The organism is Streptomyces subrutilus (assembly GCF_001746425.1).
GTDB lineage: Bacteria > Actinomycetota > Actinomycetes > Streptomycetales > Streptomycetaceae > Streptomyces > Streptomyces subrutilus_A.
In genome coordinates, this window is the sequence record NZ_MEHK01000001.1 from 3,831,952 (window position 1) to 3,848,751 (window position 16,800).

The 16,800-nt window shown below is 70.5% G+C and carries 19 protein-coding genes; 9 read left to right on the top strand and 10 right to left on the bottom strand.

All coding sequences use genetic code 11. The annotated features are described in order from the left end of the window. Positions 1 to 11: 11 nt before the first annotated feature. The 3 genes from BGK67_RS18205 to BGK67_RS18215 all read right to left on the bottom strand — a co-directional run bounded on the left by BGK67_RS18205 (position 12) and on the right by BGK67_RS18215 (position 2,678). A complete protein-coding gene (locus BGK67_RS18205) occupies positions 12 to 1,043 on the bottom strand; it encodes an alanine racemase (RefSeq protein ID WP_069921082.1) in 1,032 nt (343 codons plus the stop codon). Positions 1,044 to 1,103: 60 nt separating this feature from the next. Further along, positions 1,104 to 2,222 (bottom strand): lipid II:glycine glycyltransferase FemX, encoded by a 1,119-nt coding sequence (locus BGK67_RS18210; protein WP_069921083.1) that lies wholly within the window; start codon positions 2,220 to 2,222, stop codon positions 1,104 to 1,106. 132 nt (positions 2,223 to 2,354) lie between these two features. Then, positions 2,355 to 2,678 carry a hypothetical protein gene (locus BGK67_RS18215; protein WP_069921084.1) on the bottom strand — a complete coding sequence of 108 codons (324 nt, stop codon included), beginning with the start codon at positions 2,676 to 2,678 and terminating at the stop codon, positions 2,355 to 2,357. Between the two features lie 250 nt (positions 2,679 to 2,928). Between BGK67_RS18215 and rpsF the strand changes: the two genes are divergently transcribed. The 4 genes from rpsF (at position 2,929) to rplI (ending at position 4,654) form a co-directional block, all read left to right on the top strand. Beyond that, a complete protein-coding gene (gene rpsF / locus BGK67_RS18220) occupies positions 2,929 to 3,219 on the top strand; it encodes a 30S ribosomal protein S6 (RefSeq protein WP_004950685.1) in 291 nt (96 codons plus the stop codon). Positions 3,220 to 3,291: 72 nt separating this feature from the next. Beyond that, positions 3,292 to 3,909 (top strand): single-stranded DNA-binding protein, encoded by a 618-nt coding sequence (locus BGK67_RS18225; RefSeq protein ID WP_069921085.1) that lies wholly within the window; start codon positions 3,292 to 3,294, stop codon positions 3,907 to 3,909. A gap of 43 nt (positions 3,910 to 3,952) precedes the next feature. After that, complete coding sequence (gene rpsR / locus BGK67_RS18230) at positions 3,953 to 4,189, top strand: 30S ribosomal protein S18 (protein WP_005315025.1); 237 nt, start codon at positions 3,953 to 3,955, stop codon at positions 4,187 to 4,189. Positions 4,190 to 4,207: 18 nt separating this feature from the next. Continuing rightward, entirely contained in the window at positions 4,208 to 4,654 is a 447-nt protein-coding gene (gene rplI / locus BGK67_RS18235; RefSeq protein ID WP_069921086.1) for a 50S ribosomal protein L9, read from the top strand. A gap of 140 nt (positions 4,655 to 4,794) precedes the next feature. Here rplI and BGK67_RS18240 read toward each other — a convergent pair whose 3' ends face one another. Then, on the bottom strand, positions 4,795 to 6,132 hold the full coding sequence (locus BGK67_RS18240; RefSeq protein ID WP_069921087.1) for an MATE family efflux transporter: 1,338 nt from the start codon (positions 6,130 to 6,132) through the stop codon (positions 4,795 to 4,797). 435 nt (positions 6,133 to 6,567) lie between these two features. Here BGK67_RS18240 and dnaB point away from each other — a divergent pair, with 435 nt between their 5' ends. Together dnaB and BGK67_RS18250 are read left to right on the top strand one after the other, a co-directional pair. Then, positions 6,568 to 8,055 carry a replicative DNA helicase gene (gene dnaB, locus BGK67_RS18245; protein WP_069921088.1) on the top strand — a complete coding sequence of 496 codons (1,488 nt, stop codon included), beginning with the start codon at positions 6,568 to 6,570 and terminating at the stop codon, positions 8,053 to 8,055. 9 nt (positions 8,056 to 8,064) lie between these two features. Then, positions 8,065 to 9,450: a serine hydrolase domain-containing protein gene (locus tag BGK67_RS18250; RefSeq protein WP_069921089.1), complete on the top strand. Its 1,386-nt coding sequence runs from the start codon at positions 8,065 to 8,067 to the stop codon at positions 9,448 to 9,450. 103 nt (positions 9,451 to 9,553) lie between these two features. Here BGK67_RS18250 and BGK67_RS18255 read toward each other — a convergent pair whose 3' ends face one another. Together BGK67_RS18255 and BGK67_RS18260 are read right to left on the bottom strand one after the other, a co-directional pair. Beyond that, positions 9,554 to 10,015 (bottom strand): GNAT family N-acetyltransferase, encoded by a 462-nt coding sequence (locus tag BGK67_RS18255; RefSeq protein WP_069921090.1) that lies wholly within the window; start codon positions 10,013 to 10,015, stop codon positions 9,554 to 9,556. Between the two features lie 17 nt (positions 10,016 to 10,032). Further along, positions 10,033 to 10,920 carry a GNAT family N-acetyltransferase gene (locus BGK67_RS18260; protein WP_107488993.1) on the bottom strand — a complete coding sequence of 296 codons (888 nt, stop codon included), beginning with the start codon at positions 10,918 to 10,920 and terminating at the stop codon, positions 10,033 to 10,035. Between the two features lie 171 nt (positions 10,921 to 11,091). Here BGK67_RS18260 and BGK67_RS18265 point away from each other — a divergent pair, with 171 nt between their 5' ends. Together BGK67_RS18265 and BGK67_RS18270 are read left to right on the top strand one after the other, a co-directional pair. Further along, positions 11,092 to 11,742: an HAD family hydrolase gene (locus BGK67_RS18265; protein ID WP_069921092.1), complete on the top strand. Its 651-nt coding sequence runs from the start codon at positions 11,092 to 11,094 to the stop codon at positions 11,740 to 11,742. A gap of 121 nt (positions 11,743 to 11,863) precedes the next feature. Further along, positions 11,864 to 13,069 carry a globin domain-containing protein gene (locus BGK67_RS18270; RefSeq protein WP_079154258.1) on the top strand — a complete coding sequence of 402 codons (1,206 nt, stop codon included), beginning with the start codon at positions 11,864 to 11,866 and terminating at the stop codon, positions 13,067 to 13,069. Between the two features lie 37 nt (positions 13,070 to 13,106). Here the strand turns inward: BGK67_RS18270 and BGK67_RS18275 are convergent, their stop codons facing one another. From BGK67_RS18275 to BGK67_RS18290, 4 genes are all read right to left on the bottom strand, one after another. Continuing rightward, entirely contained in the window at positions 13,107 to 13,586 is a 480-nt protein-coding gene (locus tag BGK67_RS18275; protein WP_069921093.1) for an NUDIX domain-containing protein, read from the bottom strand. Between the two features lie 59 nt (positions 13,587 to 13,645). Beyond that, positions 13,646 to 14,551: a LysR family transcriptional regulator gene (locus BGK67_RS18280; protein WP_069921094.1), complete on the bottom strand. Its 906-nt coding sequence runs from the start codon at positions 14,549 to 14,551 to the stop codon at positions 13,646 to 13,648. A gap of 175 nt (positions 14,552 to 14,726) precedes the next feature. Next, positions 14,727 to 15,899 carry a cystathionine gamma-lyase gene (locus BGK67_RS18285; RefSeq protein ID WP_069921095.1) on the bottom strand — a complete coding sequence of 391 codons (1,173 nt, stop codon included), beginning with the start codon at positions 15,897 to 15,899 and terminating at the stop codon, positions 14,727 to 14,729. 98 nt (positions 15,900 to 15,997) lie between these two features. After that, positions 15,998 to 16,378, bottom strand: coding sequence for a phage holin family protein (locus tag BGK67_RS18290; RefSeq protein WP_069921096.1), 381 nt, complete (start codon positions 16,376 to 16,378; stop codon positions 15,998 to 16,000). Positions 16,379 to 16,467: 89 nt separating this feature from the next. Here BGK67_RS18290 and BGK67_RS18295 point away from each other — a divergent pair, with 89 nt between their 5' ends. Beyond that, positions 16,468 to 16,785: a cupin domain-containing protein gene (locus BGK67_RS18295; RefSeq protein WP_069921097.1), complete on the top strand. Its 318-nt coding sequence runs from the start codon at positions 16,468 to 16,470 to the stop codon at positions 16,783 to 16,785. Positions 16,786 to 16,800 lie beyond the last annotated feature (15 nt).

The following is a 16,800-nucleotide window of genomic DNA, read 5'->3' on the forward strand; positions in this document are numbered from 1 at the left end:
GCGCGCGGCGGTCAGGCGTCGAGCACCCGGTCGAACTGCGTGGTGGTGTGGCGCAGGTGCGCCACGAGCTCGTCGCCGACCTTGGGCTCGGGCGAGTCCGACGGCACGAACAGGATCGACACCTGCATGTGCGGCGGCTCGGCGAACCAGCGCTGCTTGCCCGCCCACACGAAGGGCGACAGGTTGCGGTTGACGGTGGCCAGGCCCGCCCGGGCGACGCCCTTGGCGCGCGGCATCACGCCGTGCAGGGCCTTGGGGGCCTCCAGGCCCACTCCGTGCGAGGTACCGCCGGCCACGACGACCAGCCAGCCGTCGGAAGCCGCCTTCTGCTGGCGGTAGCCGAAGCGGTCGCCCTTGGCCACGCACGTGACGTCGAGGACCGCGCCCCGGTACTCGGTCGCGTCGTGGTCGCCCAGCCACAGCCGGGTGCCGATCCGCGCACGGAAGCGGGTCTGCGGGAACTGCTGCTGGAGACGCGCCAGTTCCTCCGCCCGCAGGTGGCTGACGAACATGGTGTGCAGCGGCAGCCGGGCCGCGCGCAGCCGGTCCATCCAGCCGATGACCTCCTCGACGGCGTCCGAGCCGTCCGGGCGGTCCAGCGGCAGGTGCAGGGCGAAGCCTTCGAGGCGTACGTCCTCGATCGCCGCGTGCAGCTGTCCCAGGTCCTGTTCGGAGATGCCGTGGCGGCGCATCGAGCTCATGCACTCGATGACCACCCGGGCGCCGACCAGACCCCGGACCCCGTCCAGCGAGGCCACCGAGCGGATGACCCGGTCGGGCAGCGGCACCGGGTCCTCGCCCCGCCGGAACGGGGTGAGGACGAGCAGGTCGCCGCCGAACCAGTCCTTGATGCTGGCGGCCTCGTAGGTCGTCCCGACGGCCAGTACGTCGGCGCCCATCCGGGTCGCCTCCTCGCACAGGCGCTCGTGGCCGAAGCCGTACCCGTTGCCCTTGCAGACCGGGATCATTCCGGGGAACTGGTCCTGGATCTGCTTCTGGTGCGCACGCCAGCGCGCGGTGTCGACGTAGAGCGTGAGCGCCATGCCCGTCCGGAACCTCTCCTGAAACGCTGCGGGTGCAGCGGTGCGTGGGTGGGGGTGGGATCAGCGACGCGACATGTAGATGTCGAGCGCCTTGTGCAGCACCTTGTTGAGCGGGAAGTCCCACTCGCCGACGTACTCGACGGCCTCGCCGCCCGTGCCGACCTTGAACTGGATCAGTCCGAACAGGTGGTCGTTCTCGTCCAGCGTGTCAGAGATGCCGCGCAGGTCGTAGACGCTCGCGCCCAGGGCGTACGAATCGCGCAGCATGCGCCACTGCATCGCGTTGGACGGGCGCACCTCGCGCTTGTGGTTGGCGGAGGCGCCGTACGAGTACCAGACGTGCTGGCCGACGGTGAGCATCGTGGCGGCGGCCAGCGGCTCCCCCTCGTGCTTGGCGATGTACAGCCGCATCCGGTTGGGGTCCTCGGAGTTGAGGGCCGTCCACTGGCGCTGGAAGTAGCTGAGCGGGCGCGGGCGGAACTTGTCGCGCTCGGCCGTGATCTCGTACAGGTGCTGCCAGGTCGGCAGGTCCTCGTAGCCGCCCTGGACGACCTCGACGCCGGCCTTCTCGGCCTTCTTGATGTTGCGGCGCCACAGCTGGTTGAAGCCCTTGAGGACATCGTCCAGCGAGCGGTTGGCCAGCGGCACCTGGAAGACGTAGCGGGGCTGCACGTCGCCGAATCCGGCTCCGCCGTCCTCGGCCTGCTGCCAGCCCATGCGGCGCAGCTTGTCGGAGACCTCGAAGGCGCGCGGCTCGATGACCGAGGCCTCCACGTCGCGCAGGCGCTTGACGTCGGGGTCCTGGATGCCGGCCTTGATGGCGGTGGAGTTCCAGCGGCGGATGACCACGGGCGGGCCCATCTTCACCGTGAAGGCGCCCTGGTTCTTGAGGTGGGCCAGCATCGGCTGGATCCACTCCTCCAGGTTCGGGGCGTACCAGTTGATGACCGGGCCCTCGGGGAGGTAGGCGAGGTACCGCTTCACCTTCGGCAGCTGGCGGTACAACACCAGCGCCACACCGACGAGTTCACCGGACTTGTCGAACCAGCCGAGGTTCTCCGAGCGCCACTCGTTCTTGACGTCGGCCCATGCCGGGACCTGGCAGTGGCTAGCCGACGGCAGGCTCTGGAGGTAGGCCAGATGCTGCTCTCGGCTGATGGTGCTCAGGGACAGGCTCATGCGGGGTGTCTCCTCCGGCGGCTTCGCTGGCTATGGCGCGAAGCCTACTGCGACAGGGGCGCCACCCATCTGGGGGACGGGCCGTCGGGCCCGGCCGGTTGTGGGCGGCGCCCTGCCGCGGAGGTACCCCGGTCAGCCCAGCCAGCCGCCGAAGAGGCCGCCGTGCGCCATGCCGAGGAAGAAGCCGAAGGCCGATGCGCCAAGGCCGATGATCAGTGCGAAGCGCTCGCGTGTCGTGACGGAGATGAACTGTCCGTACGCGCCGGTGAGGATCCCGATCAGCCCGGTCCACGAGCTGAGCAGGTGCAGGTTGTGGAAGAACGCCGTGACGAACGCCACGGCGCCGAGGATCAGCGTGGCCGCCATCAGGGCGTCCTGCAGCGGGTGGGACTTGCCGTCGGTCGAGAAGAGCGAGATCGGCGGGGGTGAGGACTGGGTTCGCATGGCCTGTGCCATCGGAAGGCACCTCCTGGCTGAGCAGAGCGGTGCTGCGGGGCCGCCTCCGGCAGGTGCCGGGGGGCATAGCACCGAGCACACCCGATGGATACAGATTGTGTCCCTCTGGCGCCGGATTTCAACCGGAAGGAGTCGAGGAGGTAGTCTGTACAGCTGCGCGGTGTCTGCTCTCGGACACCGTGCGCACGCATCACGACCCTCCTGCCACGGAACGACCGTGGCCGCTGAGTCCAAAGGAGGTGGGTTCCACATGCGTCACTACGAAGTGATGGTCATCCTCGACCCCGATCTCGAGGAGCGCGCTGTCTCCCCGCTGATCGAGAACTTCCTCTCCGTCGTCCGTGAGGGCAACGGAAAGGTCGAGAAGGTCGACACCTGGGGCCGTCGTCGTCTCGCTTACGAGATCAAGAAGAAGCCCGAGGGCATCTACTCGGTCATCGACCTCCAGGCCGAGCCTGCGGTCGTCAAGGAGCTTGACCGACAGATGAACCTGAACGAGTCGGTTCTCCGGACCAAGGTCCTTCGCCCCGAGACCCACTGAACTTCGGTTCAGCGGTAATCGGGATCGAGTAGCACAGCAGCCCAGCAGCAATCCCCGCCGAGAGGTTCATCCATGGCAGGCGAGACCGTCATCACGGTCGTCGGCAATCTCGTCGACGACCCCGAGCTGCGCTTCACCCCCTCGGGTGCGGCGGTCGCGAAGTTCCGTGTCGCGTCCACCCCCCGCACCTTCGACCGCCAGACCAATGAGTGGAAGGACGGCGAGAGCCTGTTCCTGACCTGCTCGGTGTGGCGGCAGGCGGCGGAGAACGTCGCCGAGTCCCTTCAGCGGGGCATGCGCGTCATCGTGCAGGGCCGGCTGAGGCAGCGGTCGTACGAGGACCGTGAGGGTGTCAAGCGCACGGTCTACGAGCTGGACGTCGAGGAAGTCGGCCCCAGCCTGAAGAACGCCACGGCCAAGGTCACCAAGACCACCGGTCGCGGTGGCCAGGGTGGATACGGCGGCGGCGGAGGTCAGCAGCAGCAGGGCGGCGGCGGTGGCTGGGGCGGAGCCCCCAGCGGCGGCGCCCCCGGCGGCGGCGGAGCTCCCTCCGACGACCCGTGGGCGTCCAGCGCGCCGGCCGGCGGCCAGCAGCAGGGCGGCGGCGGTGGCGGCTGGGGCGGAAGCTCCGGCGGCTCCGGCGGCTCCGGCGGCTCCGGCGGCGGCTACTCGGACGAGCCGCCCTTCTAGGGCAGCTCGTATCCAAACTTCTTGATCACACAGGAGAGACACAATGGCGAAGCCGCCTGTGCGCAAGCCTAAGAAGAAGGTCTGCGCGTTCTGCAAGGACAAGACCGCTTACGTGGACTACAAGGACACGAACATGCTGCGGAAGTTCATTTCCGACCGCGGCAAGATCCGTGCCCGCCGCGTTACCGGCAACTGCACGCAGCACCAGCGTGACGTCGCCACGGCCGTGAAGAACAGCCGTGAGATGGCGCTGCTGCCCTACACGTCCACCGCGCGATAAGGAAAGGGTGACCGACTAATGAAGATCATCCTGACCCACGAGGTTTCTGGCCTCGGTGCCGCCGGCGATGTCGTCGACGTCAAGGACGGTTACGCTCGCAACTACCTGGTCCCGCGTGGTTTCGCGATCCGCTGGACCAAGGGTGGCGAGAAGGACGTGGCGCAGATCCGCCGCGCCCGCAAGATCCACGAGATCGCGACCATCGAGCAGGCCAACGAGTTCAAGGCCAAGCTCGAGGGCGTGAAGGTCCGTCTGGCCACCCGCGCGGGTGACGCCGGTCGTCTCTTCGGTTCCGTGACCCCGGCCGACATCGCCACGGCGATCGAGTCCTCGGGCGGCCCGAAGGTCGACAAGCGTCGCGTGGAGCTTGGCTCCCCGATCAAGACCCTCGGTTCGTACCAGGTCTCCGTGCGTCTGCACGCTGACGTGGCCGCGAACGTGGGCATCGAGGTCGTCGCCGCCTAAGGGCTGCGTACACGAAGGGCCGCACCCCGCTGGGGTGCGGCCCTTCGTCGTGGGGCGATGTTTCACGTGAAACACGGGCGGATGGCCGGGCCGGTTGTTTCACGTGAAACGGGCGGGTGTGTTTCACGTGAAACACACGTCTAGCGCGTCGCCCCCGCGATCAGCCACCGGCCCGAGCGGGCGCGCAGCTGGAGGGTGACCATCCGGACCAGCATCATCAGCGTCATGGCCCACCACAGGGTCGTCAGACCGCCTCCCAGCGTCGGCACCAGAAGGGCCGCCGGGGTGAACACGGCGAGCGTCACGAGCATCGCCCAGGCGAGGTAGCGGCCGTCACCGGCGCCCATCAGGACCCCGTCGAGGACGAAGACGATGCCGGAGACGGGCTGGGAGAGCGCGACGACCAGCAGAGCGGGCAGCAGGGCGTCCTCGACCGCCGGATCGCTGGTGAACAGCGGAATGAACACGGGACGGGCCAGGATGACCAGCAGGCCGAGCACGATCCCGGAGACGACCCCCCACTGCACCATGCGGCGGCACACGGCCTTGGCGCCGTCGGTGTCCCCCGCGCCCAGGTAGCGGCCGATGATCGCCTGGCCCGCGATCGCGATCGCGTCCAGGGCGAAGGCGAGCAGGCTCCACAGGGACAGCAGGATCTGGTGGGCGGCGATGTCGGCATCGCCGAGGCGGGCGGCCACGGCGGTCGCGATCATCAGGACGGCGCGCAGGGACAGGGTGCGGACCAGCAGGGGGGCGCCGGCCTGTGCGCAGGCCCGGATCCCCGCGAGGTCGGGGCGCAGGGAGGCCTCGTGCCGCCGGGCGCCGCGTACGACCACGACGAGGTAGGCGGCGGCCATGGCGCACTGGGCGATGACCGTGCCCCAGGCGGAGCCCGCGATGCCGAGGTCCGCGCCGTAGACGAGCAGGACGTTCAGCCCGCCGTTGAGGGCGAAGCCGCCGACGGCGACGTAGAGCGGCGTACGGGTGTCCTGGAGGCCGCGGAGGACGCCGGTGGCGGCCAGCACCACGAGCATGGCCGGGATGCCGAACGCGGAGATCCGCAGATAGGTGATCGCGTACGGGGCGACCGTGTCAGAGGCCCCGAAGACGGAGACCAGCCACGGGGCGGCGGGCAGGACGACGGCGATGAGAGCCGCGCCGAGCAGGAGGGCGAGCCAGATGCCGTCCATGCCCTGCCGGATGGCCGCCTGGAGGTCGCCCGCGCCGACCCTGCGGGCGACGGCCGCGGTCGTGGCGTAGGCGAGGAATACGAAGACGCTCACGGCGGTGGTGAGCAGAGCCGCGGCGATACCGAGGCCGGCCAGCTGGGGCGTCCCGAGGTGCCCGACGATGGCGCTGTCGGCCATCACGAAGAGCGGCTCGGCGACGAGGGCGCCGAAGGCGGGGACGGCGAGCGCGAAGATCTCTCGGTCGTGCCGTCTCGGTGCGGCCTTCGGTGCGGCGGGGGCCTGTGTCATGGGGCTCAATCTAATCTTCCACAGGTAATAGATGCAACCATCTTTGGATCCTTACCAAGGCGCTGACTTGCGCGTTCCCCCCCACCCGTTGGAGGCGATCTTCAGACAGTGGCCAAGATTTTTCCGAGCGGACCGGATCCAGGACGGAAAGCCCAGGTCAGATGGGGTGAAGACAGGGTGCAGGTGATTTTGTCCACAGCGTCGTCCCCCGGTCCGTGCACAGCTTCCGGGGACTTACCCACAGCATTGGCGCCGTCGTCCACATCTCATCCACACAGCCTGTGGATAACAAGATTGGCTGACGCCGCCGTCGGCCCTACCGTGGTGCGTTGCCCGACTCGCCGAGAGCCGATTCGGGTGCCCCATATGTCAGAGCCGTGTCGTAGAAAGAGTGGCACGGCGAGGTCCGCGTTGCGGACGGGAGGAGGCGGCCCGGTGAGCATCCCCGAGCCCATGGACGACCCTTGGGCCGACAGCGGTCCGGGTGACCGTCTGCCGCCCCGTCCCCGCCGCAACGGCGAGAGCCGCGGACGCGGTGACGAGCAGCACGACCGGGGCCGCGAGGGCGGCTCCTGGGACGGGGGCGGGGCCGGCGGCGGCTTCGAGCGCGTCCCTCCGCAGGACCTCGACGCCGAGCAGTCGGTGCTCGGCGGCATGCTGCTGTCCAAGGACGCGATCGCCGATGTCGTCGAGGTCCTCAAGGGCCACGACTTCTACCGGCCCTCGCACGAGACGATCTACCAGGCCATCCTCGACCTGTACGCCAAGGGAGAGCCGGCCGACCCGATCACCGTCGGCGCCGAGCTGACCCGGCGCGGGGAGATCAGCAAGGTCGGGGGAGCCTCGTACCTGCACACCCTGGTGCAGTCGGTCCCGACGGCGGCGAACGCCGAGTACTACGCCGAGATCGTCCACGAGCGCGCCGTCCTGCGCCGCCTGGTCGCGGCCGGTACGAAGATCACACAGATGGGCTACGCGGCCGACGGGGACGTCGACGAGATCGTCAACAGCGCCCAGGCCGAGATCTACGCGGTCACCGAGCAGCGGACCTCCGAGGACTACCTGCCGCTCGGCGACATCATGGAGGGCGCCCTCGACGAGATCGAGGCGATCGGGTCCCGCAGCGGACAGATGTCGGGCGTACCGACGGGCTTCACGGACCTCGACTCCCTGACGAACGGCCTGCACCCCGGTCAGATGATCGTCATCGCGGCCCGTCCCGCCATGGGCAAGTCCACGCTCGCGCTGGACTTCGCGCGCGCCTGCTCCATCAAGAGCAACCTGCCGAGCGTGATCTTCTCCCTCGAAATGGGGCGCAACGAGATCGCCATGCGCCTGCTCTCGGCGGAGGCCCGGGTGGCTCTGCACCACATGCGCTCGGGCACGATGACGGACGACGACTGGACCCGGCTGGCCCGGCGGATGCCGGACGTGTCCGCCGCCCCCCTCTACATCGACGACTCCCCGAACCTGTCGATGATGGAGATCCGGGCCAAGTGCCGCCGGCTCAAGCAGCGCAACGACCTCTCGCTCGTGGTCATCGACTACCTCCAGCTGATGCAGTCGGGCGGCTCGCGCCGTCCCGAGAGCCGCCAGCAGGAGGTCTCGGACATGTCCCGAAACCTCAAGCTGCTGGCGAAGGAGCTCGAGGTCCCCGTGATCGCGCTGTCCCAGCTGAACCGTGGTCCGGAGCAGCGCACCGACAAGAAGCCCATGGTCTCCGACCTGCGTGAGTCGGGCTCGATCGAGCAGGACGCGGACATGGTGATCCTGCTCCACCGCGAGGACGCGTACGAGAAGGAGTCCCCCCGCGCGGGCGAGGCGGACCTGATCGTGGCGAAGCACCGTAACGGCCCCACGGCGACGATCACGGTAGCCTTCCAGGGCCACTATTCGCGGTTCGTGGACATGGCCAACACGTAGCATCCGATCATGGATGAGCTCTCTGAGGACCTGGAACTTCTCCCTGCCACGCGGCGGGCGCTGCGCCACCGGATCGCGGTCGCGCAGAGCGAGGGCCGGGCTCCGTCCGTGGTGGCGGCCGTGGTGCGGGGCGGGGAGGTGGTCTGGGAGGGCTCCCGGACCTCGGTGGAGGGCCACGGCCCGGACGGGAACGTCCAGTACCGGATCGGGTCGATCACCAAGACCTTCACCGCCGTTCTGGTGATGCGGCTGAGGGACGAAGGCCTGCTGGGCCTCGCGGATCCGCTGGAGAAGCACCTGCCGGGCACCGGCGTCGGCGACGTGACCATCGCCCAACTGCTGGCCCACACCGGCGGTCTGGCGGCGGAGACGCCCGGCGAGTGGTGGGAGCGCACGCCCGGTGCGCTGCGCCCCGAACTGGCCGACGTGCTGGGGGACGAGCCGCTGCGGCACGCGCCCGGAAGCCGGCACCACTACTCCAACCCCGGTTACACGCTGCTCGGTTCGCTGATCGAGGCGCTGCGCGGGAAGCCGTGGGAGGAGGCGCTGCGGGCCGAGGTGCTGGAGCCGTTGGGGCTGGAGCGGACGAGCGGGTCGCCGCAGGCCCCGCACGCGGGTGGCTGGGCCGTGCACCCGTGGGCGGACCTGATGATGCCCGAGCCGCTCGAAGACCTGGGGCTGATGGCTCCGGCCGGTCAGCTGTGGTCCACGACCAGGGACCTGGCGCGCTTCGCGGACTTCCTGCTGCGGGGCGACGAGCGGGTGCTGGGCGCGGAGTCGGTACGGGAGATGCGCACGTCGGCGGCGCCGCCGGAGCCGGGTCTCGCCGAGTACGGCTACGGGCTGGGGATGCAGCTGACGGCCCAGGGCGGGCGCCGGCTCGCGGGGCACAGCGGATCGCTGCCCGGGTTCGTCGCGGGCCTGTGGCTGAGCGAGGCGGACGACGTGGCGGCGGTGGTGCTGGCGAACTGCACCTCGGGGCTGCCGGCCGCGTCGGTGGCCGCGGATCTGGTGGCGGTCGTCGCGGACGCCGAGCCGCGGTTCCCGCGGCCGTGGCGGCCGTTCGCGGAGGCCGACCAGGTGCCGCTGGAGCTGTGCGGGCCCTGGTACTGGGGGACGTCGGCCCAAGTGGTGCGGTTGAAGGCGGACGGATCGCTGGAGCTGGGGCCGGTGGGTGCGACCGGGCGCTCCGCGCGCTTCCGGGCGGAGCCGGACGGCACGTGGACGGGCCTGTCCGGGTACTACGCGGGGGAGACGCTGAGGGCGGTACGGCGCGCCGACGGCTCGGTGAGCCACCTCGACCTGGCGTCCTTCGTCTTCACCCGGGAGCCGTACGACGCCGGGGCCCCGGTGCCCGGCGGGGTGGACCCGCAGGGCTGGCGGGGCATCGGCTGACGGTCCGGCTCCGCCGCGTGGTGATCAGAGGCAGGCCGGGGTTCATCCTCCCGCTCGGAGGCCGGGCCGCTGACACGGCGGTCCGGCCTCTGGCCACCGCCGTTCAGAGCTGGAGCTTGAACCCGACGTGGGACGCGGCGAAGCCGAGCCGTTCGTAGAAGCGGTGGGCGTCGGTGCGGGTCGCGTCCGAGGTGAGCTGGACGATCTCGCAGCTCTCGGCGCGGGACTTCTCGATGGCCCATTCGACGAAGCGGGTGCCCAGGCCGCTGCCGCGCTCGTCGGCGTGCACGCGGACGCCCTCGATGATGGAGCGGGTGGAGCCCTTGCGGGACAGGCCCGGGACGATCGTCAGCTGGAGCGTGCCCACGACGCGTTCCGCGCGGACGGCCACGACGAGGTGCTGGTTCGGGTCCTCGGCCAGGCGCTTGAATGCCGCGAGGTAGGGCGTGAGGTCCTCGGGCGATTCACGGGTGGCGCCTAGGGGGTCGTCGGCCAGCATGGCGACGATGGCGGGCAGATCGGCCTCGGCGGCGCGCCGGATGGCCGGCTCGGGGGTGTCGGTCATGGTCGGGTGTTCCTCTCTCAGCCCGCGGCCACGGTGAGCGGTGCCCAGCGGCGGGTCCAGTCGCCGGGCAGGCCCGGGAGGTCCCGGGTCATGACGGCGTTGAAGGCCACGGAGCCGAGGCCGCGCTCCTTGAGCCAGGAGACGAGCTCCTCGTGGCGTACGTCGACATCGGTGCGCAGCGGCCGGTCGGTGGTGGCGGCGAGGGCGGTGACGAGTGCCTGCGCTCCGGCGGTGTCGCGGGCGATCAGGGGGCCGATGACATGGGTCTCCATGTTGGGCCAGATCGCGGCGTACCCGGTGAGTGCGCCGGCCCGGTCCTCGGCGACGAGCAGCCGGTCGGTGAAGGCGGGAAGCCGGGTGATCACGTGGGTCCGGTCGGTGCCGAAGACCTCGGTGTCCAGCTGGAGGATCCGCGGCAGGTCCTCGGCGGTGGCGGGCCGGACGGTGCCGTTGCCGGAGGACGTGGCCGCGGGATCCGGACGGAAGACGCCCTTGAGCATCTCGGCGCGGCCGGTGGTCTCGAAGCCGAGCTCCTCGTAGAGCGGACGTCCGTAGGGCGTGGCGTGCAGGGTGAGGGGGATGCCGTTGAGGACGTCGTCGCAGATGTGCGTCATCAGGCGGCGGCCCAGGCCCCGGCGGGCGTAGCGGTCGGCGACGAGGACCATGCCGATGGCGGCGAGTTCCGGTTCGGCGCGGGTGCCGCCGTAGCCGGTGACGACGCAGGCGGCGGCCAGTCCCTGCCCGTCCGGGGTGTCGACCCCATAGCCGTTCCCGGCGGCGAGCAGCAGCCTCCATTTGTGGTCCTCGCGGGGCCAGCCGCGGTCTTCGGACAGGTCGGCGCAGTTGCGGAGATCGTCCGCGGTCAGCGCTCGGATCGGCAGCTCGGTGAGGTGTGGAGGTGTCACCGACTCAGACTGGATCATGGGGTCGGGAGCCGTCCAGAGGATTTGGGAAGGGAATGTTTCACGTGAAACATCGACCTCGGCCTCCTCGGAGAGGAGCTCCGGTGAAGCCGGCCGGTGTTTCACGTGAAACATGCTGCTGGGCGTGAACCGGACCGTTTAGGCTCGATGGCTATGGCCCTCCTGCACCTCTTCGACCTCGACGGCACGCTGATGTTCGGCTCCGCGGCGCCGGTCGAGATCTCCCGGCAGCTCGGCCTGAGCGCCGAGATCGCCGAGCTGGAGCGGTCGTTCGCCACACGGGAGATCGGGCCGCACGAGTTCTCGCTGGCCGCACACGCACTGTGGTCGGAGCTGACGCCCGCGCACGTCCGGGCGGCGTTCGACGGTTCCCCGTGGCTGGCGGGCATCCAGGAGGTGTGGCGGGAGATCCGGGAGCGCGGGGACTACTGCGCGGTGATCTCCCTGTCGCCCTCCTTCTTCGTGGAGATGCTGCTGGAGTGGGGTGTGCACGCCGCACACGGTTCGCTGTACCCGCAGGTCCCGTTCGCGGGCCCCATGGAGGTGTCGGGGATCCTGACGCCCGAGGCCAAGGTGACGGTGGCGGACCGGCTGTGCGAGCGGTTCGGGGTGAGCCGGCGCGACTGCGTCGCGTACGGGGACTCGATGACCGATGCGGTGCTCTTCGAGGTGGTGCCGGTCTCGGTGGCGGTCAACGCGCGGCCGTACCTGGCGAAGCGTGCCACGCACGTCTACGAGGGCCGGGACCTCCGGGAGGCATACCAGCTCGCAGGGGTGTCAAGCCCGGGATTTGAGGCATCTTAAGAGGAAAGTGGGTTCGAAACGCGGAATTCCCGCATTTCCCCACAGGCCCCCGGGGTGGCTGGCACGCTGTGAACCCCGGAACCACGGATTCACAGACCGTGGCGTGTGCAGACCGACCGAGATGTTCGAAGCGAGGCACGGCATGGACGCTCCGCCCACCAGACCGGCCAGAGGGGGGACGGCCCGGATACCCGTCGAGGGGGGTGCGGCCGAGCCCTCGCCGGATGCCGTGCTCATCCGCCGCACCCTCGCGGACATCGCACCCGTCGCCGACAAGGTGACCTCGTACTTCTACGCCCTGGTGTTCACCGGCCATCCGGAAATGCGCGGCATGTTCCCCGCCGCCATGGACGTCCAGCGCGACCGGCTGCTCAAGGCCCTGCTGACCGCGGCCGAGCACATCGACAACCCCCAGGTGCTCACGCCCTATCTGCGCAGGCTCGGCACCGGGCACCGCAAGTACGGCACCCTGGCGGGCCACTACCCGGTGGTGGGCGAGGCCCTCCTGGGCGCCCTGGCCCGGTACGCGGATGCCTGGGGGCCGGAGACCGAGGCGGCGTGGGTGCGGGCCTACACCGCGATCTCCCAGATCATGATCGACGCGGCGGCGGAGGACGAGGTCCGCAGCCCGGCGTGGTGGCAGGCGGAGGTGGTCTCGCACGACCTGCGCACCTCGGACATCGCGGTGCTGACCGTTCGCCCCGACCAGCCGTACCGCTTCCTGGCCGGCCAGTACGCCAGCCTGGAGACCCCGTGGTGGCCCCGGGTGTGGCGGCACTACTCCTTCGCCTCGGCGCCGCGCGCCGACGGCCTGCTCTCCTTCCACGTCAAGGCCGTCCCCGCGGGCTGGGTCTCCAACGCGCTGGTGCGCCACGCCAGGCCGGGGGACGTGCTGCGGCTCGGCCCGCCGGCCGGGTCGATGGTGGTGGACCACACGACGGACAACGGGATGCTGTGCCTGGGCGGCGGGACCGGGATCGCCCCGATCAAGGCGCTGATCGAGGACGTGGCCGAGCACGGGGAGCGGCGTCCGGTGGAGGTGTTCTTCGGGGCACGCAGCGACCACGACCTGTACGACAAGGACACGCTGCTCGGGCTGCAGCGCTCGCACCCCTGGCTGTCGGTGCGCCCGGTGGTCGGGGACTGGCTGGCCGGGCAGCTGCCGCAGGCCGTCGGCGAGCACGGACCGTGGAGCTCCTACGACGCGTTCATATCCGGGCCGCCCGCGATGATCCGCAGCGGGGTCGACGAGCTGAAGCGGATCGGGATCCCCGGCGAGCGGATCCGGTACGACGCGGTGGAGGAGCTGGCGGGCGTGGCCGGCTGAGACCGGCGGGCACGCCCGCCGGTCCCGGCTCGCGGGCTCAGCCCAGGTCGGGGGCGTGCATGGCGCGGACGCCCTCGATGTTCCCGTCGAGGTAGTGCCGCAGGGACAGCGGGACGAGGTGGACGGCGGCGATGCCCACCCGGCTGAAGGGCACGCGGACGATCTCGTACTCGCCCTCGGGCTGCTCGACCTCGGGGCCGTGCCGCTGGTTGGGGTCCATCGATTCGAGGTGGCAGACGAAGAAGTGCTGCACCTTCACCCCGGTGACTCCCCCGTCGGCGATGTGCTCGACGGTGTCGACGAAACAGGGCACGACATCGGTGATCTTGGCGCCGAGTTCTTCGTGGACCTCCCGGTGGAGGGCGTCGACGACGGTGGCGTCCGAGGACTCCACTCCGCCGCCGGGGGTGACCCAGTACGGATCGACGCCGGGCTTGGTGCGCTTGATGAGGATCATGTCGTCACCGTCGAGCAGGATCGCGCGTGCGGTGCGTTTGACCACGGGACGTTCGGTCATGGGAGAAGAGTGGCCCACTGCTCCCCTTCTGAAACGCGCCGGCGGCCGGAGAGGGAGGCTCACCAGCGTGCGGCGGCGTGCAGCAGCCGCTCGTGCGCGCGGGCGAGATGGGCGAGCGAGAGACTGCCGGCCCGCACCACGAGGAACCACGTGCGCAGCGGAGGCACCGCAGGCTCCCCGAGGGCCACGATCCGGCCGCTGTCGAGGGCGCCCTGGCAGAGGTAGCGGGGCAGGACGGCGAACCCGGCCCCGGCCTGTACGCACTCCAGCACGGCCCGCAGATCGGGCACGACCACGCTGGCGGTGGTGTCGTCGGCATCGGGCCGGCTGTCGAAGACGGCGGCCCAGTAGCGGGCGACCAGGGGCAGGCTTTCGTGGACCTCGACGAACGGGATGCCCGCGAGCGCGGCGGAGCCGGCCTCGCGCAACGGCTCCGTGCCGATGAGGGTGGCCCAGTAGGGTGCGGCGACCAGCACGAGTTCCTCGTCCCACAGCGCGGAGGCGGTGAAGAGCCCGCCCCGGGGGTGGGCGGTGGTGACGACGAGGTCGTGGTGGCCCGCGGCGAGCCCGTCGAGGGTCTCCTCGGCGCCGGTGTGCAGCGCGGCGCGCAGGGTGTGGCCCTGGCCGACCAGGGGCGCGAGGGCGGGCAGCACGCGCAGGCACAGGAACTCGGGGGGCCCGGCGACGTGCAGGGTGCGTGAGGCGCCGGCGGCCTCCCGCCCGGCCTCGGTGATCCGCAGCAGCGCGTCGAGGTGCGGGGCGGCCTTGTGGGCCAGCTCGTCGCCCACCGCGGTCGGTGTGACACCGCGGGCCCGGCGGTGGAACAGGGGGCGGCCCAGCTGGCGTTCGAGGGTGCGGATCTGCGAGGTGACGGCGGGCTGCGACAGCCCCAGCAGCGCGGCGGCCCGGGTGAAGGAACCCGCCCGGTGGACGGCGACGAAGGTGCGCAGCAGGGCCAGGTCCATCGCGGCACCTCTCGGTGGGGGCTTCAACTATAAATATGCCGATAGCCACCTGTCGTTACCGTGATTGGACTCTGACGCAGAGTCAACTAGCCTTGCCACGTGGTTCTTCGCCGGGGGAACCCAGGGCGGTCCGAGCCACGAGGGGGGAGGCTCGGACCGCCGTCCCACGGCCCGTTCAGCCTCCGTCGGCCGTGCGGACCGCGCGGTCGAGCGCTCGCAGCACGTCCGCTACGAGGTCCTCGGTGTCCTCGGCGCCGGCCGAGAAGCGGATGAACCCCTCCGCCACCGCGTCCCCGCCCCACCGTCCGCGCCGCTCGGCGGTGGACCGGACTCCGCCGAAGCTCGTCGCGTCCTCGACCAGGTGCAGGGCCGCCATGAAGCGTTCGGCGTGCGCGCGGTCGGGCAGCGTGAAGGAGACCACCGACCCGAAGCCCCGCATCTGCCGGGCGGCCGTCTTGTGCGACGGGTCCGAGGCCAGGCCCGGGTAGCGCAGACCGGTCACCTCGGAACGGTCGGCGAGCGCCTCGGCGACGGCCAGTGCGTTGGCCCACTGGCGCTGCGCGCGCAGCTGGATGGTGGCCAGGGAACGGTGGGCGAGCCAGGACTCCATCGGGCCCGGGATCGCGCCGACGATCTTGCGCCATTGGCGGACCCGGGCGGTGAGCGCGGGGTCGCGGCAGACGACGTAGCCGAGCAGCACGTCGCCGTGTCCGGTCAGGCCCTTGGTGCCGCTGGCGACCGAGAAGTCCGCGCCGAGCTCGAGCGGCCGCTGGCCGAGCGGGGTGGCGAGGGTGTTGTCCACGGCGACCAGGGTCTCGCCGGCGTGCGCCGCGTCCACGAGGCGGCGTACGTCGCAGACGTCGAGCCCGGGGTTGGAGGGGGTCTCGATCCACAGCACGCGGGCGCCTTCGAGCACCGAGAGCTGGGCGTCGTCCCCCGTCGGGGCGGTGCGTACCCGGATCCCGTAGGCCTCGAGCTGCTCCCGCAGCAGGGGCAGCGCCTGATAGCCGTCGTCGGGCAGGACCACGGTGTCGCCGGTGCGCGCCTGGGAGAGCAGGACGGCGGAGACCGCGGCCATGCCGGAGGCGAAGACGACGGTCTCCACGTCCTGGCCGGGTGCCTCCAGCTCTCCGATGGCCTGCTCCAGGAGCGTCCAGGTCGGATTGGTGTCGCGGCCGTAGGTGTACGGGCCTTCGACGTCGCCGGGGAGGTGGAAGTGGGCGGCGAAGACCGGTCCCGGCAGGGGCGGCTCGTTCTTGACCGCCTCGGGCAGCCCGGCACGGACGGCGCGCGTGCCGTCGCCGAACCCGGCGGTCTCGTAGATGTCCTCGTTGATGTCCTCGTTCATGAGGTGTGCTCCTTCACGGCCTCGCGTACGGCGTCCAGCAGACCGGTGCTCGCTGCCTGCCGGGGGCCGGCGAGCACACGCGGTACAGGGGCGCCCGTTCAGTTCTTGTCGGGCAGGACCAGGTTCACGGCCCAGGAGACGACGGAGATGATCAGGCCGCCGAGGACCGCGGTCCAAAATCCGTCGACGTGGAAGCTGAGGTCGAGCTGCTCGGCAAGCCACGAGGTCAACATCAGCATCAGGGCGTTCACGACCAGGGTGAACAGGCCGAGGGTGAGGACGAAGAGGGGCAGCGAGAACAGCTTCACCACGGGCTTGACGATGAAGTTGACCAGGCCGAACACCAGGGCGACGAGCAGCAGGGTAAGGGTCCTGCGGCCCAGGCTGCTTCCGTCGTCGAGGGTGATGCCGGCGAGCAGCCAGATGGCGACGGCCAGGGCTGCCGCGTTGGCGAGCGTCTTGACTACGAAATTCGTCATGTGTCTGATCGTGGCAGAGAAGATCCCGGTGGGACATCCGCAGATCAGCGGATGCGAGGGAACGATCGAGTACAAGGGGCACAACTACGATGAAAGCCTTCCGGCTTGACGAGCTCGAAGCGGAACGGGCCGCCAACGACGGCGCCTATCTGCAGTTCCTGCGCGAGCGGAACATGTCGGTCGGGCTGTACGCGCTCGACGCCGGACAGAGCGACCCGCAGCAGCCGCACCGTCAGGACGAGGTGTACTTCGTCGTGAGCGGCCGCGCCTCGATCACGGTGGGGGAGGAGACGACGACCGTGGCACGCGGCAGCGTCGTCTACGTACCGGCCGGGGTACCGCACAAGTTCCACCACATCAGCGAGGACCTGCGGGTGATGGTGGTGTTCTCGCCGCCGGAGGGCTGAGCACCTCCCCGTCCG